This is a genomic window from Microbacterium sp. 4NA327F11 (assembly GCF_005503465.1).
In the GTDB taxonomy this organism is placed as follows: domain Bacteria; phylum Actinomycetota; class Actinomycetes; order Actinomycetales; family Microbacteriaceae; genus Microbacterium; species Microbacterium ginsengisoli.
This window is the reverse complement of the sequence record NZ_SCOB01000003.1, coordinates 79480-100156: the sequence shown is the minus strand read 5'-3', so window position 1 is coordinate 100156 and position 20677 is coordinate 79480. Positions and strand designations below refer to the sequence as shown.

18 protein-coding genes are annotated in these 20677 nt (G+C 70.3%); 5 read left to right on the top strand and 13 right to left on the bottom strand.

The window, feature by feature from the left end:
* Positions 1-3: 3 nt before the first annotated feature.
* Genes FFS51_RS03190 through FFS51_RS03175 form a run of 4 tightly spaced genes read right to left on the bottom strand, consistent with a single transcriptional unit; the run spans position 4 to position 2766 of the window.
* Positions 4-663: a GNAT family N-acetyltransferase gene (locus FFS51_RS03190; RefSeq protein ID WP_137877502.1), complete on the bottom strand. Its 660-nt coding sequence runs from the start codon at positions 661-663 to the stop codon at positions 4-6.
* A 44-nt stretch (positions 664-707) separates the two neighbouring features.
* Complete coding sequence (locus FFS51_RS03185) at positions 708-1418, bottom strand: uracil-DNA glycosylase (RefSeq protein ID WP_137877501.1); 711 nt, start codon at positions 1416-1418, stop codon at positions 708-710.
* Between the two features lie 11 nt (positions 1419-1429).
* Positions 1430-1939, bottom strand: coding sequence for a phosphoribosyltransferase (locus tag FFS51_RS03180; protein ID WP_056206543.1), 510 nt, complete (start codon positions 1937-1939; stop codon positions 1430-1432).
* A 50-nt stretch (positions 1940-1989) separates the two neighbouring features.
* Positions 1990-2766, bottom strand: a complete 777-nt coding sequence (locus tag FFS51_RS03175; protein WP_137877500.1) for an SDR family NAD(P)-dependent oxidoreductase — start codon at positions 2764-2766, stop codon at positions 1990-1992.
* Between the two features lie 188 nt (positions 2767-2954).
* Here FFS51_RS03175 and FFS51_RS03170 point away from each other — a divergent pair, with 188 nt between their 5' ends.
* The 3 genes from FFS51_RS03170 to metX all read left to right on the top strand — a co-directional run bounded on the left by FFS51_RS03170 (position 2955) and on the right by metX (position 6691).
* Positions 2955-4277, top strand: coding sequence for a bifunctional o-acetylhomoserine/o-acetylserine sulfhydrylase (locus FFS51_RS03170; protein ID WP_137877499.1), 1323 nt, complete (start codon positions 2955-2957; stop codon positions 4275-4277).
* Positions 4278-4416: 139 nt separating this feature from the next.
* Complete coding sequence (locus FFS51_RS03165; RefSeq protein WP_137877498.1) at positions 4417-5436, top strand: DUF2332 domain-containing protein; 1020 nt, start codon at positions 4417-4419, stop codon at positions 5434-5436.
* A 40-nt stretch (positions 5437-5476) separates the two neighbouring features.
* Positions 5477-6691 carry a homoserine O-acetyltransferase MetX gene (gene metX, locus FFS51_RS03160; RefSeq protein WP_137877497.1) on the top strand — a complete coding sequence of 405 codons (1215 nt, stop codon included), beginning with the start codon at positions 5477-5479 and terminating at the stop codon, positions 6689-6691.
* Positions 6692-6732: 41 nt separating this feature from the next.
* On the opposite strand, the gene FFS51_RS03155 is transcribed toward metX, so the two are convergent.
* From FFS51_RS03155 to FFS51_RS03140, 4 genes are all read right to left on the bottom strand, one after another.
* Complete coding sequence (locus FFS51_RS03155) at positions 6733-7974, bottom strand: MFS transporter (protein ID WP_283205729.1); 1242 nt, start codon at positions 7972-7974, stop codon at positions 6733-6735.
* Between the two features lie 117 nt (positions 7975-8091).
* On the bottom strand, positions 8092-8403 hold the full coding sequence (locus FFS51_RS03150) for a thiamine-binding protein (protein ID WP_137877496.1): 312 nt from the start codon (positions 8401-8403) through the stop codon (positions 8092-8094).
* Positions 8404-8419: 16 nt separating this feature from the next.
* Complete coding sequence (locus FFS51_RS03145) at positions 8420-9712, bottom strand: DUF2029 domain-containing protein (protein WP_056206531.1); 1293 nt, start codon at positions 9710-9712, stop codon at positions 8420-8422.
* 65 nt (positions 9713-9777) lie between these two features.
* Positions 9778-10647 (bottom strand): ADP-dependent NAD(P)H-hydrate dehydratase, encoded by an 870-nt coding sequence (locus tag FFS51_RS03140; RefSeq protein ID WP_137877495.1) that lies wholly within the window; start codon positions 10645-10647, stop codon positions 9778-9780.
* A 59-nt stretch (positions 10648-10706) separates the two neighbouring features.
* Here FFS51_RS03140 and FFS51_RS03135 point away from each other — a divergent pair, with 59 nt between their 5' ends.
* Complete coding sequence (locus FFS51_RS03135) at positions 10707-11774, top strand: NADH:flavin oxidoreductase/NADH oxidase (protein WP_137877494.1); 1068 nt, start codon at positions 10707-10709, stop codon at positions 11772-11774.
* A 41-nt stretch (positions 11775-11815) separates the two neighbouring features.
* Here FFS51_RS03135 and FFS51_RS03130 read toward each other — a convergent pair whose 3' ends face one another.
* The 3 genes from FFS51_RS03130 to guaB1 all read right to left on the bottom strand — a co-directional run bounded on the left by FFS51_RS03130 (position 11816) and on the right by guaB1 (position 15832).
* The gene (locus FFS51_RS03130) at positions 11816-12871 is read right to left on the bottom strand and encodes a hemolysin family protein (protein WP_137877493.1); all 1056 of its coding nucleotides are present in this window, start codon (positions 12869-12871) and stop codon (positions 11816-11818) included.
* Entirely contained in the window at positions 12868-14205 is a 1338-nt protein-coding gene (locus FFS51_RS03125; RefSeq protein WP_137877566.1) for a hemolysin family protein, read from the bottom strand. The genes FFS51_RS03130 and FFS51_RS03125 overlap by 4 nt, the downstream gene beginning before the upstream one ends.
* Positions 14206-14374: 169 nt before the next feature.
* Entirely contained in the window at positions 14375-15832 is a 1458-nt protein-coding gene (gene guaB1, locus FFS51_RS03120) for a GMP reductase (protein WP_137877492.1), read from the bottom strand.
* Positions 15833-16024: 192 nt separating this feature from the next.
* Between guaB1 and FFS51_RS03115 the strand changes: the two genes are divergently transcribed.
* Positions 16025-19726, top strand: a complete 3702-nt coding sequence (locus tag FFS51_RS03115) for a multifunctional oxoglutarate decarboxylase/oxoglutarate dehydrogenase thiamine pyrophosphate-binding subunit/dihydrolipoyllysine-residue succinyltransferase subunit (RefSeq protein WP_137877491.1) — start codon at positions 16025-16027, stop codon at positions 19724-19726.
* Positions 19727-19796: 70 nt separating this feature from the next.
* On the opposite strand, the gene FFS51_RS03110 is transcribed toward FFS51_RS03115, so the two are convergent.
* Complete coding sequence (locus FFS51_RS03110; protein WP_056518914.1) at positions 19797-20042, bottom strand: zf-HC2 domain-containing protein; 246 nt, start codon at positions 20040-20042, stop codon at positions 19797-19799.
* On the bottom strand, positions 20039-20638 hold the full coding sequence (locus FFS51_RS03105; RefSeq protein ID WP_235557392.1) for a sigma-70 family RNA polymerase sigma factor: 600 nt from the start codon (positions 20636-20638) through the stop codon (positions 20039-20041). Before FFS51_RS03105 ends, FFS51_RS03110 begins: the two co-directional genes overlap by 4 nt.
* Positions 20639-20677: the final 39 nt, after the last annotated feature.

Here is a 20677-nt window from a genome sequence, read left to right as displayed (position 1 = left end):
GCGTCAGTCGGCGTCGGCGTCGGCTCGGGTGTCGTCGGGGCTGTCTCGCAGCCGCCCGAACAGCCCGCGCTTCTTCGTCGGCTTCAGCGACTTCTGCAGGTAGACCGTGCCGAGCCACCGGCCGAACTTGAAGCCGACGCGGCCCATCCGACCGACCTCGACGAAGCCGAGCTTCTCGTGCAGCACCAGGGAGCCCTCCGCGCCCTTGTCGCTGATGACGGCGACGATCTCGCGGATGCCGTTCGCCTCGCACGCGGCGATCAGCGCCTCGAGCAGGGCACGGCCGAGGCCCTTGCCCGACGACGCGTGACCGAGGTAGATCGAGTCCTCGACGGTGAAGCGGAACGCGGACTTGCCCGCCCACGGCTGCACGAGCGCGTACCCGAGCACCTGCCCGGTCGGCGACTCGGCGACGAGGAAGGGCATCTTCTGCTTCTGCAGGTAGGCGAACTTGTCACGCCACTTCGCGAGCGACCACTTCTTCTCGTCGAAGGTCACGACGGAGTTGGTGACGTAGTAGTTGTAGATCTCGCGGATGTCGGCGAGATCGCTCTCCTCTGCGGCACGGATCTCGTAGCTGAAGGGCCGCTCCGACAGTTCGGCGCGACGCTGCTGCTGCCGGAACAGGTTCCAGCGCGACGGGTTGTATTCCTCCTCCAGCATGCGCCCAGGATACGCGCACGACGGCCTCGCGACGCACGGCGCCGTCAGGCTGGGATGCGCCAGTCGACCGGGGCGACGCCTCGCTCTTCCAGCAGCGCGTTCGCACGGGAGAACGGGCGCGAACCGAAGAAGCCGCGGTGCGCCGACAGCGGTGACGGATGCGGCGACTCGATGATCGGCGTCTCACCCAGCAGCGGACGGAGGTTCGCGGCATCCCGACCCCACAGGATCGCCACGAGCGGAGCCGCCTCGCCCGTGGGCGTCTGCCGCGCGACGAGGGTGCGGATCGCGTGCTCGGTCACCTTCTCCCAACCCCAGCCGCGGTGGGATGCGGGCTGACCCGGCGCGACGGTGAGCACGCGGTTGAGCAGCATGACGCCCTGATCGGCCCATGCCGACAGGTCGCCGTGCGGCGCCTTCGGCAGGTCGAGGTCGTCGGCGAGCTCGCGGTAGATGTTCTCCAGCGAGCGCGGCAGCGGCCGCAGATGCGCGTCGACCGCGAACGAGAGTCCGATCGGATGCCCGGGTGTCGGATACGGGTCCTGCCCGACGATCAGCACGCGCACCTCGGCGAGCGGGCGGGCGAACGCCCGCAGCACCCGGTCGCCCGACGGCAGGTAGTGGCGACCCTCCGCGACCTCGGCGCGCAGACGATCGCCGAGCGCGGCGATGTCCGGGCCGACCGGCTCGAGCGCCCGCGCCCAGCCCTCGTCGACCAGCCCCGCGGCGGCGAGCTCGGTCAGACTCATCGCCATCCCGGTGCCTCTCAGGCGGATGCGGGAAGGCCGCCGTCCTCTTCGAGGACCGAGCCCTTCCACGACCACGGGAAGTTGATCCAGCGATCGGTGCGCTTCCAGGAGAAGTCCGGCTCGATGATGGTGGTCGGCTTCGTGTAGATCGTCACCGAGCGCACCTCGGCGCCCCGGTCGACCAGCAGCTTCACGGCGAGATCGAGCGTGCGGCCACTGTCGGCGACGTCGTCGACGAGCAGCACCTTCCGCCCCTCGAGGTAGGAGAGGTCGAGCGCCGGCGGCAGCACCTCGGGGGCGTCGAGCACGGTGCCGATGCCGGTGTAGAACTCGACGTTGATCGCGCCGCAGTTCTTGATGCCCAGCCCGTACGCGATGGCGCCGGCCGGCAGCAGACCGCCACGGGCGATCGCCACGACGACCTCGGGCACGAACCCGGCCGCGAGGATGTCCCGCGAGAGCGACCTCGACGCCTCGCCGAAGCCCTCCCAGGTCAGATGCTCGCGCTCCTCGTTCGCCTCGCCCACTCGACGCCGTCCTTCCCGCGCCGAGCGGCGCACCGCACCAGCCTAGGCGCTCAGCCCTCCCGCACGTGCAGCGGGCCGCGGGCGAGCACGTGCTGCGCCGACTGAGCCACCGGACGCACGATGACGAGGTCGAGGTTCACGTGGCCGGGTGCCTCGACCGCGTACGCGATGAGGTCGGCGATGTCGTCGGCGACGAGCGGCGCCTCGACACCCTCGTACACCTTGTCGGCGGCGCCCTGGTCTCCGCCGAGGCGGTTGAGCGAGAACTCCTCGGTCTGCACCATGCCCGGCGCGATCTCGACGACGCGCAGCGGCTCACCGTTGAGCTCGAGGCGCAGCGCCTGGGCGAGAGCCGACTCCGCCGCCTTCGCCGCGTTGTACCCGCCGCCGCCCTGGTAGGCGACGCGCGCCGCGGTCGAGGTCACGATCACGATGTCTGCGACACCGTCGGCCTTGGCGGCCTCGCGCAGCAGCGGCAGAAGGGATGCCACGACCCGCTGCGTCGACAGGACGTTGACGTCGTACATCCACTGCCAGTCGTCGACATCCCCGGTGGCGACGTGATCGGTGCCGCGAGCACCACCCGCGACCTGGATCACGCTGTTGACCGATCCGGAGGCGGCGAGGAAGTCGCGGAGCGCGGCGATGTCGTCGGCGACGGTGAGGTCGGCGGCGAACGGGACCACGCCGGTCTCGGCCGCGAGCGCCTCGAGACGGTCCGCGCGGCGGGCGACAGCCACCACGTCCCACCCGTCGGCACGGAGCTTGCGCGCCGTCGCCTCGCCGATCCCCGAACTTGCCCCCGTCACTACCGCACGCTTGGTCATACCGTCCACGCTAGCGGGCGCGGGCGGGTGCTCAGACACGGGCGGAGGGAGCGGCATCCATCGTTGCTATGACGGGGCTGAACGTCGTGTTACGCGGCGAGTCGGCGCCCTTGTCGGCTCCCGGCACGCCCCCTACTGTCGTGGCAAGCCACCGACCATTTCACCACCCGCACCCCAGAGGAGCACCGATGACCTCTTCCGAGAACTGGCGTTTCGAGACCAAGCAGGTTCACACCGGCGCGCAGCCCGACCCTGTCACCAAGGCTCGTGCCACGCCGATCTACCAGACCACCTCCTACGTGTTCGACAACACGGACCACGCCGCGAACCTCTTCGCGCTGGCCGAGTTCGGCAACATCTACACCCGCATCCAGAACCCCACCCAGGATGTCGTCGAGCAGCGCCTCGCCGCGCTCGAGGGCGGCACCGGTTCGCTGCTCGTCGCGAGCGGCCAGGCGGCGGAGTCGTTCGCCGTGCTGAACATCGCGCAGGCCGGAGACCACATCGTCTCGTCGAGCTCGATCTACGGCGGCACCTACAACCTCTTCAAGTACACCCTCGCCAAGCTCGGCATCGAGACGACCTTCGTCGAGAACCAGGACGACCCCGAGGAGTGGCGCCGCGCGGTGCGCCCGAACACGAAGCTCTTCTTCGCCGAGACGATCGGCAACCCGAAGATCAACGTGCTCGACATCCGCACGGTCGCCGACATCGCGCACGAGAACCGCGTGCCGCTGATCGTCGACAACACGATCGCGACGCCGTACCTCATCCGTCCGTTCGAGCACGGCGCCGACATCGTGGTGCACTCGGCGACGAAGTTCATCGGCGGTCACGGCACCACCATCGGCGGCATCATCGTCGACGGCGGCACCTTCCCGTGGTCGCAGAACGTCGACAAGTTCCCCGGTCTCACCGAGCCCGACCCCTCGTACCACGGCGCCAGCTACACCGCGGCGGTCGGCGACGGTCTCGCGTACGTCATCAAGGCCCGCGTGCAGCTGCTGCGCGACCTCGGCGCCGCCATCGCACCGCAGAGCGCCTGGCTGCTCATCCAGGGCCTCGAGACCCTGTCGCTGCGCATCGAGCGTCACGTGCAGAACGCGCAGGAGATCGCCGAGTGGCTCGAGAACCACGAGGACGTCGCGAGCGTGAACTACTCGGGCCTGCCCACCTCGCCCTGGTACGCCGCCGCCAACCGCTACGCCCCGAAGGGCGTCGGCGCGGTGCTCTCGTTCGAGCTCAAGGGCGGCGTCGAGGCCGGCCGCGCGTTCGTGAACGCGCTGACCCTGTTCAGCCACCTCGCGAACATCGGCGACGTGCGCTCGCTCGTCATCCACCCCGCCTCGACCACGCACTCGCAGCTGACCCCCGAGCAGCAGCTCACGACCGGTGTCACCCCCGGCCTCGTGCGCCTCTCGGTCGGCATCGAGAACATCGACGACCTCAAGGCCGACCTCGAGCAGGCGCTCGGCGCCGCCCGCACGGTCGCTGAGGCCGCGCGGGTCTGACCCTCCTCAGGCGATCGACGCCCCCGTCCGGATTCCGGGCGGGGGCGTCGTCGGTTGCGGGCCCGACACCGCCCTGCGACTGGCCACTCGACCGATCGTGAGGCAGGCTGGCGGCATCCGTCACATCGAGGGGGTGCGCATGGGCGACGCCGACGACGAGCGAGAGCTCGCCGCCTACTACGACGACTTCGGCCGGCATTGGGCGCACGGCACGTCGCCGTTGTACGAGGACTGGGCCTGCGCGATCGCCGAGGATGCCGAGGTGCTGCGACGCCTCACCGCACTGCCGCGCCGCCAGCAGCAGGCGAACCTGCTGTTCGCCGCCGCGCGTCGCGCCGGAGTGCCACTGCACCCGTACGCCGAGGTGCGAGATGAGCTGCTCGACGCGTGGGATCGCATTTCCGAGATCTCCGCGACGCATTCCACCCAGACCAATGAACCCGGCCGCGCGGCGACATGGCTGCCGCCGCTGTCACGGCTCGCCGGGCCGGTCGCCCTGCTCGAGGTGGGCGCCGCGGGCGGACTGTGCCTCTTCCCCGACCACTGCCGGGTGACGTACACGACTCCCGCAGGCGAGTTCCTGCACGAGCCGGATGCCGCAGGCCCCGCCATCGACCTCCGGTGCACCGCCGACGACGCCGCGGCGGTGCCGACCGGACCGGTCGATGTGGCCTGGCGCGCCGGGCTCGACCTCGCCCCCATCGACGTGCGCGACCCCGAAGCGCTGCGCTGGCTCGAGCTTCTCGTGTGGCCGGGCCCCGACCACGACGCGCGCATCGCACGACTTCGTCAGGCAGCGGATGCCGCGGCATCCGCCCCGCCCCGGATCGTCAGCGGCGACCTCGTCGACGACCTCGAGGCGCTCGCTGCGACAGCACCGGCGGACGCGCACCTCGTGGTCTTCCACAGCGCGGTGTTGATGTACCCGGATGCCGCGAAACGCGACACGTTCGTCGCGCTCGTGGGAGACCTCGGTCGACGGCTCGGCCGCCCGGTGACCTGGCTGTCCAATGAGAGCCGCGGCACCTTCCCGGCGCTCGACGATCGGCTCCCCGCCGACCTTCGAGCGCACCACCGATTCGTGCAGCGACGCAACGGCACCCCGATCGCCCTCGCCGGACAGCACGGCGCGACCTACGAGATCACCCCGTTCGCGTAACAGTCCCCGGAGCAGCGCCACGGGCGGGGAGAATGGAGCGATGGACTGGCAGACTTCCGAGGACACGGTGCCGAGCGCGCCGGTTTCGGAAGCCGACGCCCGCCGCCTCGGCGGGCGCCCACCGGCGACCGGGGCGTGGCGTGACGGCGATCCGGCCGGCGACCGACGGTTCGCCGCCTTCGGCGCGTTCACGACCGAGGGCGGGGCCACCCTCCCCGCCTACCGGCTCGCCTTCGAGACCTGGGGTGAGCTCTCCCCCGCCCGCGACAACGCCGTGCTCGTGCTGCACGCCCTCACGGGCGACTCGCACGTGCGCGGCGAGGGCGGGCCGGGGCATCCGACCGACGGCTGGTGGGGCGACATCGTCGGACCCGGCGCTCCGATCGACACCGACCGGTGGTTCGTCATCGCCCCCAACATGCTCGGCGGCTGCCAGGGATCGACGGGTGCAGCGAGCATCGGACCACGTGGCGCCGAGTGGGGTGCGCGTTTCCCGTATCTCACGATCCGCGATCAGGTCGAGGCGCAGCTGCGGCTGGTCGATGCGCTGGGCATCGAGCGGTTCGCGGGGGTGATCGGCGGATCCATGGGCGGTATGCACGCCCTCGAGTGGGCGATCTCGCATCCCGAGCGGGTCGCCCGACTCGGCGTCCTCGCCGCTCCCCCGATCGTCACCGCCGACCAGGTCGCTCTGAACTCCGCCCAGCTCGCGGCCATCCGCCTCGACCCCGGTTTCGAGGGCGGCGACTACTACGACGCGGCCGCCGGTGAGGGACCGCACCGTGGGCTCGCGCTCGCGCGCCGCATGGCGCTGCTGAACTACCGCAGCCCCGAAGAGCTGAACCTGCGCTTCCAGCGGTCATGGCAGTCGGATGTCTCGCCCCTCGGCCACGGCGGACGCTTCGCCGTGGAGTCGTACCTCGACTTCCACGGCAACAAGTTCACGCGCCGCTTCGACGCGAACGCCTACGTGACGCTCGTCGAGGCCATGAACTCGCACGACGTCGGCCGCGACCGGGGCGGCGTCGAGGAGGCGCTGCGACGGATCACCGCCACGACCCTCGTGCTGGGCATCGACAGCGACCGACTCTTCCCCGTCGACGGCCAGCACCGCATCGCGCGCAGCATCCCGCGCACGCTCGACGGCGACCGGGCGGTCGTCATCTCGAGCGACTTCGGCCACGACGGCTTCCTCATCGAGTCCGACGAGGTCGGCGGGCACCTGCGGCGGCTGCTCGACGCACCCGCCGGCTGACACGCGCGAAGCAGCCGTCCCGGTCAGTCCGGGAGCAGGCGTCAGTCCGCGGGACCGGCGATCGCCAGGCCCGCGCGGCGACGAGACCTGTCCTCGACGCGGAACGAGAGCCACGCGATGCCGAAGCCGGTCAGCGCAAGACCGACACCGACCCACGCCGGCGCGACGAACCCCCAGCCCCACGCGATCACGACGCCGCCGAGGAATGCGCCGAGGCTGTTGCCGATGTTGAACGCCGAGTGGTTGAGGGCGGCCGCGATCGACTGGTTGTCCTCCGCGACATCCATGAGACGGGTCTGCGCGGTCGGATTCACCGACGACGACACCAGCCCCATGACGAACACGAGGGCCGCGAGCGGGACGATCCAGTGGGACACGAGCGCGAGGATCACCAGCACCAGCGCGATCGACAGCAGCCCGCCGAGGAGGGTGCGCCGTAGGTTGATGTCGGCGAGGTAGCCGCCGAAGATGTTTCCGATCGTCATCCCGACGCCCATGAGCACGAGCACGATCGGCACGACCCACTCGGGCGCGTGGGCGACATCCGTGACCATCGGCGCGACGTAGCTGTAGAGCGCGAAGAACCCGCCGAAGCCGATCGCGCCGAGCGCGAGGGTGAACCACACCTGCGGGATACGGAACACCCGCAGCTCCGCGCGCATGGTGCGGCCCGGGTCGCCGGGGTGGGCCGGCACGAACAGGGCGATCATGATCGCCGTGACCGCCCAGAGCACGGCGACCACGCCGTAGGCGGCGCGCCATCCGATCTGCTGCCCGAGGAACGTGCCGAGCGGCACGCCGACCACGTTCGCGACGGTGAGACCCGTGAGGATGAACGCGACACCCTTGGCCCGCTTGCCCGGACCCATCACGTCGGCGGCGACGAGGGCGCCGATGCCGAAGTAGGCGCCGTGCGGCAGTCCCGTCACGAGGCGCGCGACCGCGACCCACCCGAAGGTCGGCGCGAGCACGGTGAGCAGGTTGCCGACGGCCAGCACGATCGACAGCACGAGCATGACGCGGTGGCGCGGATAGCGTGCGACGAACCCGGCGATGGTGGGCGCGCCGATGACGACGCCGAGCGCGTACAGGCTGATGAGCCAGCCGGCCTGGGCGATCGCGTCGCCGGGGGCGGTGGCCCACGTCTGGGGCAGCAGGTCCTGCGCGACGTTCGGCAACAGGCCCATGACGACGAATTCGCCCATGCCGATCGCGAAGCTGCCGATGGCCAAGGAGAGAAGCGCCGCCGTTGCCGCCCCCTTCGATATCTGAGGGGAGGTCACAACAAAATGGTACGCCCGGGATCGACGCCTGTCGAATCGTTTCGGCGCCCACGCTCGCACCCGACGCCATGCACGTCCGCGCGCGCAGATCGGAGCGTGCACGCGAGGCCCTCGGGTCTACTCCCCAGAGTCGTCGATGGCCCGTTCGAGGCGCTCGATCTTCGCATCGAGCTCACCCGTGTAGCCCGGGCGGATATCGGCCTTCAGCACGAGCGAGACGCGGGACCCGAAGGGCAGCACCGCCTTCGTCGCACGCCGGACGACATCGAAGACGTCGTCCCACTCGCCCTCGATCTCGGTGAACATGCTCGTCGTGCGGTGCGGCAGACCCGAGTCGCGCACGATGCGCACAGCGGCCGCCACCGCATCGTGCACCGAGCCGTCTTCACGACCCGTGCCGCTGGGAGCGACGGAGAACGCGACGAGCATGGTGACCTCCGGAAGATCAGTCGGCGGTGACGGGCGCGGGCGGCACCCGATGGTCGCGGCGGGCAGCGATCTGGGGGTGCACCGGCACGCGGACCAGCAGCACGATCGTCCAGACGAACAGCACCACGAGAAGGATGTTGCGGATGGTCAGCACCAGCAGCGGCCCGAGGTCCACGATGAGGATGTTGAAGTACACCAGCGGATACACGATCTGGGTCGCCAGGGCGATGAGGAGCGCGAGGGTCGCCGGCTTCCACCAGCGCCCGCGATCGAGCACCAGGCCGTATACGAGTGGCGGCACGATCCAGGCGATGTACTGCGGCGAGCCGACCTTGTTCAGCACGATGAACGCGAGCACGAGGCCGAGGGACAGCGACGGGAGCAGCCCGCCGAAGGTCGCGCCGCGGTACTTCTTCCACGCACCCACGCCGGCGACTGCGAGAACACCCACTCCGAGGAGCGGCGTCATCACGCTGATGACCGGGTCGACACCGGGGCCGGTCACATAGAAGGTCAGCAGGTTGGGATCCCACCCGATGCCGGATGTCGGCACGCCCACGTAGTACATCCACAGGTAGATCGAGCTCACCGGCGACTCGATCTGCAGCGAACGCGTGGTCTGGTCCCCCACGAACCCGAACACGTACTGCCCGCCTCCGGCCGCCGCGACCAGCACGACGACGAGCACAGTGACGATCGCCGCAGATGCAGCCACGACCCATCGTCGGTGCAGCGCGATGAGCGCCGCGCCGACCAGCGCGGCCGGCCACACCTTGATCCAGGTCGCGACCGCCAGCAGTGCGGATCCGAGCCACGGTCGGCGCGCCAGCCACAGGATGCCCGCGACCGACAGCGCCACGGTGACCGCCTCGAGACGGTAGACGTAGACCGGACCGAGCAGCGCGATGAACGCGAGCCAGAACCAGGCTCCCGCGTTGCGCCCGTTCGATCGGCCGCGGCCGATGAGCACCGCGAAAGCGGCGGCATCCAGCAGTGTGACCACGACGGCCCAGCCGATCGTGTACCCGCCGGCCCAGGCGAACAGCCAGGAGGCGAGCATGGGCAAGATCGCCAGCTGTGGGTAGACCCAGCCGGTGTCGATGCCGACGTAGCCGAAGTACGAATCGTGCACGATCCCGGAGTACGCGTCCCGCACGGGGAAGAGTCCGTCGTGGAAGAACGCGCCCGACCACGGTTCGTAGACGTTGTACACGTCGCCCATGGGCTGATTCGGATAGGTGAATCCCAGAATGGCGACACCGAGGTGCACGACCACGAATGCGATCCAGAGCACCGAACGTTTCGACATCGCGGACCAGTGTACGAGGGGCAACCGTGCCGCTCCCTGTAGAGGACGACGCCCCGCGGGAACCGTTACCGAACGGCAATCCCCCGCGCGAGCGCCTCCCCCACGGCCTCGGGCAGGGCGCGCGCGACGTCGAGCGCGGTGATGGGGCCCGGTCGACCGTTGCCCGCCCGGGATGCCGCGAGCTCGCCGGCGCGCGCGTGGAGCCAGGCGCCCGCGGCCGCCGCATCGAGGAGATCGACGGCGGTGTCTCCCGCGACGCGGCCTGCCATGACGGATGCCGCCACCGCCCCGATCGCGCCGGCGAGTACGTCCCCGGTGCCCGCCGTCGCGAGCCACGGCGTGCCCGCCGCGACGACTCGCACGCGCCCGTCGGGCGCCGCCAGGACGGTGCGCGCGCCCTTGAGCAGCACCACGGCGCCGAGCGCCCGCGCGGTCTCGGATGCCGCTGCCGCCCGGCCGTCATCGCCCTCGATGTCCGTGTGATCGAGACCCAGCTGCGCCCGCAGCCGCGCGAACTCCCGGGCGTGCGGCGTCACGATCACCGGTGCGTGCGCGGCGGGCGCGAGCTCGAGCGCCCCGGCATCGACGACGACCGGCACACTGCCCGCGAGCAGGCGAGTGAGCGTCTCGGTCTCGGCGAACGGCCGGGATGCGGCATCCGTGCCCGATCCCACCACCCACGTGTGGACGCGCCCATCCGCGGTCACCGTCTCGGGTCGCGCAGCGAGAACGAGCTCACGCGCCGGACCGGTGTAACGGACCATTCCGATTCCCGCCCGCCAGGCGCCCTCGACGCCCAGCACCGCGGCGCCCGGATACACGAGCGAACCCGTACGCAATCCCACGACACCGCGGGAATACTTGTCATCGGCGTCGGTTGGCCCCCGAAGGACCCGCGCCACCGCGGCGACGTCGACGACAGCCGAAGCGCTCATGGCGTCACCTTAGCCGCGCGGCTCGATCACCGGCGGTCGCCCGCCCGGAGGAGGACTCGATGAGCACACTGTTCGCACCGCTGACCCTGCGGGGTACCACGCTGCGCAACCGACTGTGGGTGGCGCCCATGTGCCAGTACTCGGCGGTCGACGGGCTCCCGAACGACTGGCACCACGTGCACCTGGCGCAGTTCGCGAGCGGCGGCGCGGGCCTCGTGCTCGCCGAAGCGACCGCCGTGTCGCCCGACGGGCGCATCTCCCCCGCCGATGTCGGCCTCTGGAACGACGCGCAGGCGCAGGCCTGGGCACCGATCGTGGCCGCCGTGCACGCCCGCGGCGCGGCGGTCGGGGTGCAGCTCGCCCATGCCGGCCGGAAGGCGTCGACCTGGCCGCCGTTCGCCCCGCAGCGCGGCACCGTGCCGCCTGCCGACGGCGGCTGGGAGCCGGTCGCCCCCTCGTCGATCGCGTTCGAGGGGCTCGTCGATCCGCGCGAGCTGACGATCGCGGCGATCGACGGCATCGTCGACGACTTCGCGGCGGCGGCCGTCCGGGCCGTCGCGATCGGATTCGACGTGCTCGAGATCCACGCCGCGCACGGCTACCTGCTGCACGAGTTCCTCTCCCCGCTCGCGAACACCCGCACCGACGCCTACGGCGGCTCGCTCGAGAACCGTGCCCGCCTCGTGCTGCGGGTGGTCGAGACGGTGCGCCGCGCCGCCCCCGACACCGTCGTCTTCGTGCGCTTCTCGGGCACCGACTGGGCACCGGGCGGGCTCGAGGTCGCCGAGGTCGTCGAGGTGGCGCGCTGGAGTGCCGAGCGCGGCGCGGATCTGTTCGACGTGTCCTCCGGCGGGCTCGTGGCCCACCAGCAGATCCCGGTCGGTCCCGGGTATCAGGTGCCGCTCGCCCGGGCGCTGCGCGACGCAGGGCTCCCCGCGGCGGCGGTCGGACTCATCACGGACGGGCCGCAGGCCGAGAGCATCCTCACCGCCGGCGACGCCGACGCGATCCTCGCCGCCCGCGAGTGGCTGCGCGACCCGCACTTCGGCCTGCGCGCGGCGACCGAGATCGGGGCGGATGTCCCGTGGCCGCCGCAGTACGAACGCGCCCGGCGCCGCACGCACTGAGGGGGCGGGCCTGCGGCCCGCCCCCTCAGTGGTCGTCATCCTCAGCGCGCGCGACGGGTGGCGTCCTCCACCTCACCGACGAGCTCCTCGATGATGTCCTCGAGGAACAGCACCGAGGTGATCTCCGCGTGCGCATCGCGCACGAGAGCCAGGTGGCGTCCGTTTCGCCGCATCGCAGCGAGGGCGTCCTCGAGGTCGGTCTTCTCACGCAGCGACACCATGCGGTGGATGCGCTTGGCCGGGATCGGGCGCGCGACCTTCTCGTCGTCCTCCCCCTCACCCGCGACCCGCAGCACGTCCTTGAGGTGCACGTACCCGGTGGGCTCGCCGGTGTCGTCCACGATCACGTACCGCGAGAAGCCGTGGGTCGCGACGGCCTTCTCGATCTCGGCCGGGGTGACCGAGGTCGGCAACGTCACGAGCTCACCGAGCGGCACCGCCACCTCGCCCGCGGTCTTGTCGGTGAACTCCACTGCGGCTGCCACCGTGCCGGCCGAGTCCTCCAGCACGCCTTCTCGGCGCGACTGGTCGACGATCGTGGCGACCTCGTCGAGCGTGAACGTCGAGGCGGCCTCGTCCTTGGGCTCGACGCGGAACAGGCGCACGATGTGGTTCGCGATCCAGTTGAGGGTGGCGATCACCGGATGGAAGATGCGCGACACCCACACGAGCGGCGTCGCGAGCATCAGCACGGCGCGGTCCGGCACCGAGAACGCGAGGTTCTTCGGCACCATCTCACCGAACACGACGTGCAGGTACGAGACCACCAGCAGAGCGACGATGAACGCGATCACGTCGACGGCCGATTCCTCGAGACCCGTCAGGCCGAGCGGCACCGCCAGGAGGTGGTGGATCGCGGGCTCCGACACGTTCAGGATGAGCAGCGAGCAGATCGTGATGCCGAGCTGACTGGTCGCGAGCATGAGGGTCGCATGCTCCATCGCCCACAGCGCGGTCTTCGCGGAGCGCGAGCCGCGCTCCGCGAGAGGTTCGATCTGGGAGCGGCGCGCAGAGATGACGGCGAACTCAGCGCCGACGAAGAACGCATTGCCGAGCAGCAGCACGACGAGCCAGGCAAGTCCCGCCCAATCGCTCATCGGGCACCCCCTTCCACGGCGGCCGACTCGTCGACGGCATCGGGTGCGGCATCCGGGGTGAAGGAGAGTCGGTCGACGCGTCGCCCGTCCATGCGGGTCACCGCGAGACTCCCGCCGTCGACCGCCACCGTGTCGCCCACGACCGGGATGCGCTCGAGACCGGCCATCACGAAGCCGGCGACCGTGTCGTAGACGTCGCTCTCGGGCACGACCACACCGGTGCGCTCGCGCAGCTCGTCGGGACGCAGCGACCCGGCGAACGAGACCGAGTCGCGCACGTGCACGATGTCGGCGCGGCGGCGATCATGCTCGTCGAGCACCTCGCCGACGATCTCCTCCACGAGGTCCTCGAGGGTGACGACCCCGGCGGTGCCGCCGTACTCGTCGACGACGACGGCCATCTGGTAGCCCCGGGCGCGCAAATCGGAGATCAGCTGATCGAGGTGCACCGTCTCAGGCACCCGCAGCGGCTCGGTCGCGAGCGCCGCGACCGGCACGTCCCGCCGACGCTCGCGCGGAACCGAGACCGCGGCCTTCAGATGCACGATGCCGGTGATGTCGTCGACCGACTCCTGAAAGACCGGGAAGCGAGAGTGTCCGGTCGCGCGGGCGAGTGCGACGACGTCGTCCGCCGTCGCGTCGACGGCGAGCGCGTGCACCCGCGGGCGGGGGGTCATTACGTCTCCCGCCGACAGGCGCGCGAAAGTCAGGGTGCGGTTCAGGAGCGTCGCCGTGTCGGCCTCCAGCACACCCGCGCTCGCCGAGCGCCGCAAGAGGCTCGAGAGCTCCTCCGCCGTGCGCGCGCCCGAGAGCTCCTCCTTCGGCTCGATCCCCATGGCGCGCAGCACCTTGTTCGCGCTGCCGTTGAGGAGGGCGATCGCGGGCCGGAACACGGTGGTGAACAGCGTCTGGAACGGGATGACGAGCTTGGCCGTCTGACGCGGCACGGCGAGCGCGAAGTTCTTCGGCACGAGCTCGCCCAGGATCATCGACATCACGGTCGCGAACACGATCGCGATGGTCGCCGCGGTCGCGGTGACCACCCCGTCGGGGAGTCCCCCGCCGGAGAGCACCGGCCGCAGCAGGTTCGAGATCGCCGGCTCCATCGTGTAACCGGTCAGCAACGTCGTCAGCGTGATGCCGAGCTGCGCACTCGACAGGTGCGTCGACGTGATCTTCAGCGCGCTGATCGTGAGCGCGAGCCGGGACTCACCGGCGGCCTGTCGCGCCTCGAGGTCGGCGCGGTCGAGGTTGACCAGCGCGAACTCGCTCGCGACGAACAGGCCGGTCCCGACTGTCAGCAGGAGCCCCACGCCCAACATGACGTAATCCATCACGCATCACCTCCTCGCGCGTCAGAGCGGTGGGAGGCGGGTCGGTGGGGCGATCGTCTGCAACTCGGGGGGTCGTCCATAGTGGTTGAAGTCTATGGGCGGCCTGGGACGGCGAGCCCGGCGGATTGCCAGTTTCCGGGGTGGGGCGGATGCCGCGGCATCCGCTCTCTCACCAGCTGACCGGCAGCGCCTTGCCCTCCTCGTACCCGGCGGCCGACTGCAGGCCGACGAGCGCGCGCTCGTGGAACAGCGGCACCGAGCCGGCGCCGGCGTAGGTGAACGAGGACCGCACGCCCGCGGTGATCATGTCGACGAGATCCTCGACGCCCGGGCGCAGCGGGTCGATGTAGATGCGCGATGACGAGATGCCCTCGGCGAACAGCTCCTTGCGGGCGCGCTCGTAGGCATCGAGGCGACCGAAGCGCTCCTGCACGGCCTTCGTCGATGCCATCCCCCACGACTCCTTGTAGACGCGACCGGCAGCGTCGGTCTCGACGGTGCCGGGGGCTTCGAGCGTGCCCGCGAACCACGAGCCGATCATGACGGATGCCGCGCCCGCCGCCAGCGCCAGCGCGACGTCGCGCGGGTAGCGCACGCCACCGTCGGCCCAGACGTGGGCGCCGTGGGCGCGGGCCGCCTCGGCTGTCTCGAGCACGGCGGAGAACTGCGGGCGTCCGACGGCGGTCATCATGCGGGTGGTGCACATCGCGCCCGGGCCCACGCCGACCTTCAGGATCGTGGCGCCCGCCCCGACGAGGTCGCGCACCCCGTCGGCGCTCACGATGTTGCCGGCGACGATCGGCAGGCCGAGGCCCAGGCCCGACACGGTCTGAAGAGCGCGGAGCATCCCCTCCTGGTGCCCGTGCGCAGTGTCGAGCACGAGCACGTCCACGCCCGCCTCGGCGAGCGCGCACGCCTTCGCGGCGACGTCGCCGTTGATGCCGACCGCGGCGGCCACGACGAGGCGACCGTCAGCATCGAGCGCAGGCCGGTAGAGCGTTCCGCGCAGGGCGCTGCGCGCGGTGACGGTGCCGACGAGCACGCCGTGGTGCAGCACGCAGATCGTCTCGGCGTCGAGCTCGGCGGCCAGGTCGAACGCGTGGCGGGCATCGGTCACGTCGTCGGCGTCGATCGCGACGGGCCGGCCGCGGGCGAGGTCGCCCAGCTGCGCGTCGGGCAGCGCCGTCGCGAGCCGCGTGGCCGGCACCACGCCCGCGATCTCGTCGATGGTCGGCGCGGGGCCCGCGGCATCCGCCACCACGATGCCGTGGCCGGCGACGGCGGGGAGCTCCCGAAGGGCGTCGGCCACGGTCGCCGACGGCGGCAGGATGCGCGGACTATCCCACAGCACCGGCTGTGCCTTCACCCAGCGGATCGCATCGTCGACCCGCTGCAGGGCGAGGTCCTGCGGCAGCACACCCAGACCCCCGCGGCGCGCGAGGGTGGCGGCGAGGCGCGGACCGGTCACCGAGTTCATGTTCGAGGCGACCAGGGGGATGGTCGCCGATGTGCCGTCGTGCGGCGACAGATCGACGTCGAGACGGCTCGTGATCGCCGACCGGCGCGGCACGAGGAACACATCCGAATAGGTCAGATCGACGAGGGGACGCTCACCCGAGAACTCCATACCCCCAACGGTACTGAGCGCCGCGACAGGATCGGCCGAGTCTTCCTCATAGGAAATGACCAGAGATTCTTCCGCTCCAGCCGCGCGATCCCGGGGCAGGCGGCTCCGGACTGGGCTACGCTTGACACCCGTGCGCGCAGGCCACGATGGCCCGCGGAAAATTCGCAATCTCACGAAAGCGGGCGATCGAACGTGTCGAGCCAGGTGACCGGCGTCGGGCTGTCGAACGACGGAGAGTTCGGGGCCAACGAGTGGCTCGTCGAAGAGCTCTACGAGCAGTTCAAGATCGACAAGAACTCCGTGGACAAGGCGTGGTGGCCCGTCCTCGAGACCTACCATTCGACGTTGACGACGTCGACGGATGCCGCGGCCCCCGCCGCGCCCGCGGCCCCACCGGCCGCCGCAGCGCCGGCCGAGCCGAAGCCCGTCACCGCGCCGATCCCGGTCGTGGGAGCCGCGCCCGTCGCGCGAACGACGACGAAGCCGGCGGCGCCGCAGCCGATCCCGGCTCAGGCGCCCGACGTGAAGACGCAGGCTCCGACCGAGTCGGCCGAGGAGGACAAGGTCACCGTCCTCAAGGGCATGACGAAGACCCTCGCGTCGAACATGGACGACTCGCTGTCCGTTCCGACCGCGACGAGCGTGCGCACCGTCCCGGCCAAGCTGATGATCGACAACCGCATCGTCATCAACAACCACATGGCCCGCACCCGCGGCGGCAAGGTGAGCTTCACCCATGTGATCGGCTGGGCCCTGATCCAGGCGCTCAAGGAGTTCCCGAGCCAGAACGTCTTCTACGCCGAGGTCGACGGCAAGCCCGCCGTCGTCGCTCCCGCGCACATCGGCCTCGGCATCGCGATCGACCTGCCCAAGCCCGACGGCACGCGAGCGCTCATGGTGCCGAGCATCAAGCGCGCCGACACCCTGAGCTTCAACGAGTACCTCGTCGCCTATGAGGACCTGGTCAAGCGCGCGCGCGACAACAAGCTGACCGCCGCCGACTTCCAGGGAACCACGATCTCGCTCACCAACCCGGGCGGCATCGGCACCGTGCACTCGGTGCCGCGCCTGATGAAGGGCCAGGGTGCGATCATCGGCGCCGGCGCCCTCGAGTACCCGGCGGAGTTCCAGGGCGCGAGCGAGAAGACGCTCTCTGAGCTGGCGATCGGCAAGACGATCACGCTCACCAGCACCTACGACCACCGCGTCATCCAGGGCGCCGGGTCCGGCGAGTTCCTCAAGAAGGTGCACGAGCTGCTCATCGGGCAGCGCGGGTTCTACGAGAGCATCTTCGCGGCACTGCGCATCCCCTACAGCCCGATCCACTGGAACGCCGACATCAACGTCGACCTGTCCGAGCGCGTCGACAAGACGGCCCGCGTGCAGGAGCTCATCAACGCGTTCCGCGTGCGCGGACACCTCATGGCCGACATCGACCCGCTGGAGTACGTGCAGCGCACGCATCCCGACCTCGAGATCGAATCGCACGGGCTCTCCTTCTGGGATCTCGACCGCGAGTTCGTGACCGGCGGCTTCGGCGGGAAGCGCACGCTCAAGCTCCGGGACATCCTCGGGGTCCTCCGCGACTCGTACTGCCGCACCATCGGCATCGAGTACATGCACATCCAGGACCCGGCCCAGCGCAAGTGGTTCCAGGACAACTGCGAGGTCAAGTACCAGAAGCCCGGCCACGACGAGCAGCTGCGCATCCTCTCGAAGCTCAACGAGGCCGAAGCCTTCGAGACCTTCCTGCAGACCAAGTACGTCGGCCAGAAGCGCTTCAGCCTCGAGGGCGGCGAGTCGCTGATCCCGCTGCTCGACCGGGTGCTGCACGGTGCGGCCGCCGCCGGCCTCGAGGGCGCCGCGATCGGCATGGCCCACCGCGGCCGACTCAACGTGCTGACCAACATCGCCGGCAAGACCTATGGCCAGGTGTTCCGCGAGTTCGAGGGCACGTCGCTCCCCGGCAACAAGCTCGGCTCGGGCGACGTCAAGTACCACCTCGGCACGGAGGGCACCTTCGTCTCCGACGAGGGCCACGAGCTCCCCGTCTATCTGGCCGCGAACCCCTCGCACCTCGAGACCGTCGACGGCGTGCTCGAGGGCATCGTGCGCGCCAAGCAGGACCGCGGACCCATCGGCTCGTTCGCGTGGCTCCCGATCCTCGTGCACGGCGACGCGGCCTTCGCGGGCCAGGGCGTCGTCGTCGAGACGCTGCAGATGTCGCAACTGCGCGGGTACCGCACGGGCGGCACGGTCCACGTGGTCGTCAACAACCAGGTCGGCTTCACCACGCTCCCCGTCGACGGACGCACCTCGGTGTACGCGACCGACGTCGCCAAGACCATCCAGGCCCCGATCCTCCACGTGAACGGCGACGACCCCGAGGCCGTCGTGCGCGTGGCCGAGCTGGCCGTGGAGTACCGCCAGACGTTCCACCGCGACATCGTCATCGACATCGTCTGCTACCGCCGACGCGGCCACAACGAGGGCGACGACCCCTCGATGACCCAGCCCCTCATGACGAACCTCATCGAGGCGAAGCGCTCGGTTCGTCGCCTCTACACGGAGGCACTCGTCGGCCGCGGCGACATCACCGAGGACGAGTACGAGCAGGCCAAGCGCGACTTCCAGGACCGCCTGGAGATCGCCTTCGCCGAGACGCACGCCGCCCAGACGGGCGCACAGGGCATCGTGTCGACCACCGCGCTCGTCGAGCCGGCCGTCGGCGAGCCCGACACCACGGGGGTCTCGGTCGACGTCGTCCAGGCCATCGGCAACGCGTTCGTGAACAAGCCCGACGGCTTCACCGTGCACGCCAAGCTCCAGCAGCTTCTCGACAAGCGCGCCGACATGAGCCGCAACGGCGGCATCGACTGGGCCTTCGGCGAGCTCCTCGCCTTCGGCTCGGTTCTCATGGAGGGCACCCCGGTGCGCCTCGCCGGCCAGGACTCGCGCCGCGGCACGTTCGTGCAGCGCCACGCGATGTTCCACGACCGCAGCAACGGCCAGGAGTGGTACCCCCTCGCCAACCTGTCGGAGAACCAGGGACGTCTCTGGATCTACGACTCGCTGCTCAGCGAGTACGCGGCGATGGGCTTCGAGTACGGCTACTCGGTCGAACGCCCCGACGCGCTCGTGCTCTGGGAGGCCCAGTTCGGCGATTTCGCGAACGGAGCGCAGTCGGTCATCGACGAGTACCTCTCGGCGGCCGACCAGAAGTGGGGCCAGCAGTCGAGCGTCGTGCTGCTGCTCCCCCACGGTTACGAGGGCGCCGGTCCCGACCACTCGTCGGCACGCATCGAACGCTTCCTGCAGCTGTGCGCACAGGACAACATGACGGTCGCCCGCCCCTCGACGCCTGCGTCGTACTTCCATCTGTTGCGTCGACAGGCCTACGCCCGTCCGCGTCGCCCCCTCGTCGTGTTCACCCCGAAGGCGATGCTGCGTCTGCGCGACGCGGTGAGCCCGGTGGCGGACTTCACCTCGGGTCGGTTCGAGCCGGTGCTCGACGATGACCGCGCGATCGACAAGTCCGTCGTGAAGCGTGTGCTGCTGCACTCCGGCAAGGTGCACTGGGATCTGCGGTCGGAGCTCGAGAAGAACCCGAACCCGGAGATCGCCCTGGTGCGCGTCGAGCAGTTCTACCCGACGCCGGTGTCCGAGCTCAACGCGATCATCGACAGCTACCCGAACGCCCGGCTGGTGTGGGTGCAGGAGGAGCCGGAGAACCAGGGCGCCTGGCCGTTCATCGCCCTGGAGGTCGTGAAGCACCTGCACGGACGCACGATCCGCTCTGTCACCCGTGCCGCCGCGGCGTCCCCCGCTGCCGGATCCGCCAAGGTGCACGCGGTCGAGCAGGCCAAGCTCATCGAGAAGGCCCTGACTCTCTGAGAAGGCCGTCACGAACGACGAAGCCCGCGGACGCACCCTGAGGTGCGGCATCCGCGGGCTTCGTCGTTTGTCAGTGGTGTGTCGCCTGGGCCGCGCGCAGCTGCGTCAGCACGAGGTCACGCAACTCCTCCGGGGCCGACTCGCGGCATGCGCGGGCGACGACGTCCGTCAGGGTGCGGGCCACCAGCGCCTCGTCGGAGCAGGCAGGGCAGCTCTCGAGGTGCTGCCGGATGTCGGCGTGCTCGGTGCTGCACACCTCGTTGCGGAGGTACTCCTCCAGGTCACGCCGCGCTTTGTCGCAGCCGCAATCGCTCATTTCCCCACTCCCGGTGCCGCGGAGCCGATGCCCCGCTCCTGTGCATAGTCGGCCAACAGGTCGCGCAGCATGCGCCTGCCACGATGCAGGCGGCTCATGACCGTGCCGATCGGCGTCTTCATGATGTCCGCGATCTCCTGATACGCGAACCCCTCCACATCGGCCAGATACACGGCCAGGCGGAAGTCCTCCGGGATCGACTGCAGCGCCTCTTTGACGACGGATGCCGGCATCCGGTCGATGGCCTCGGCCTCCGCCGAGCGCGAGCTCGTCGCGGTCGTCGACTCCGCGCCGCCGAGCTGCCAGTCCTCGAGTTCGTCGATCGTGCCCTGATAGGGCTCGCGCTGCTTCTTCCGGTACGTGTTGATGTAGCTGTTGGTCAGGATGCGGTAGAGCCACGCTTTGAGGTTGGTTCCCTGCGTGAATGTCGCCCACGAGGCGAACGCCTTCACGAAGGTCTCCTGCACGAGATCGGCCGCGTCCGCAGGGTTGCGCGTCATCCGCATCGCCGCCGCGTACAGCTGGTCCATGAACGGCAGCGCCTGCTCCTCGAATTGGGTGCGCGCTTCCTCGGTGGTCGTCGCCTGCTCGGTCATCAGCGCAAAGTCTACGTCGGCGGCTTCCGGCGCACCCGT

Bases quoted from the DNA above. Each gene is read 5' to 3' on its own strand.
- FFS51_RS03190 (WP_137877502.1), bottom strand. From the start codon at position 663: ATGCTGGAGGAGGAATACAACCCGTCGCGCTGGAACCTGTTCCGGCAG.
- FFS51_RS03185 (WP_137877501.1), bottom strand. From the start codon at position 1,418: ATGGCGATGAGTCTGACCGAGCTCGCCGCCGCGGGGCTGGTCGACGAG.
- FFS51_RS03175 (WP_137877500.1), bottom strand. From the start codon at position 2,766: ATGACCAAGCGTGCGGTAGTGACGGGGGCAAGTTCGGGGATCGGCGAG.
- FFS51_RS03170 (WP_137877499.1), top strand. From the start codon at position 2,955: ATGACCTCTTCCGAGAACTGGCGTTTCGAGACCAAGCAGGTTCACACC.
- FFS51_RS03165 (WP_137877498.1), top strand. From the start codon at position 4,417: ATGGGCGACGCCGACGACGAGCGAGAGCTCGCCGCCTACTACGACGAC.
- metX (WP_137877497.1), top strand. From the start codon at position 5,477: ATGGACTGGCAGACTTCCGAGGACACGGTGCCGAGCGCGCCGGTTTCG.
- FFS51_RS03150 (WP_137877496.1), bottom strand. From the start codon at position 8,403: ATGCTCGTCGCGTTCTCCGTCGCTCCCAGCGGCACGGGTCGTGAAGAC.
- FFS51_RS03145 (WP_056206531.1), bottom strand. From the start codon at position 9,712: ATGTCGAAACGTTCGGTGCTCTGGATCGCATTCGTGGTCGTGCACCTC.
- FFS51_RS03140 (WP_137877495.1), bottom strand. From the start codon at position 10,647: ATGAGCGCTTCGGCTGTCGTCGACGTCGCCGCGGTGGCGCGGGTCCTT.
- FFS51_RS03135 (WP_137877494.1), top strand. From the start codon at position 10,707: ATGAGCACACTGTTCGCACCGCTGACCCTGCGGGGTACCACGCTGCGC.
- FFS51_RS03130 (WP_137877493.1), bottom strand. From the start codon at position 12,871: ATGAGCGATTGGGCGGGACTTGCCTGGCTCGTCGTGCTGCTGCTCGGC.
- FFS51_RS03125 (WP_137877566.1), bottom strand. From the start codon at position 14,205: ATGGATTACGTCATGTTGGGCGTGGGGCTCCTGCTGACAGTCGGGACC.
- guaB1 (WP_137877492.1), bottom strand. From the start codon at position 15,832: ATGGAGTTCTCGGGTGAGCGTCCCCTCGTCGATCTGACCTATTCGGAT.
- FFS51_RS03110 (WP_056518914.1), bottom strand. From the start codon at position 20,042: ATGAGCGATTGCGGCTGCGACAAAGCGCGGCGTGACCTGGAGGAGTAC.
- FFS51_RS03105 (WP_235557392.1), bottom strand. From the start codon at position 20,638: ATGACCGAGCAGGCGACGACCACCGAGGAAGCGCGCACCCAATTCGAG.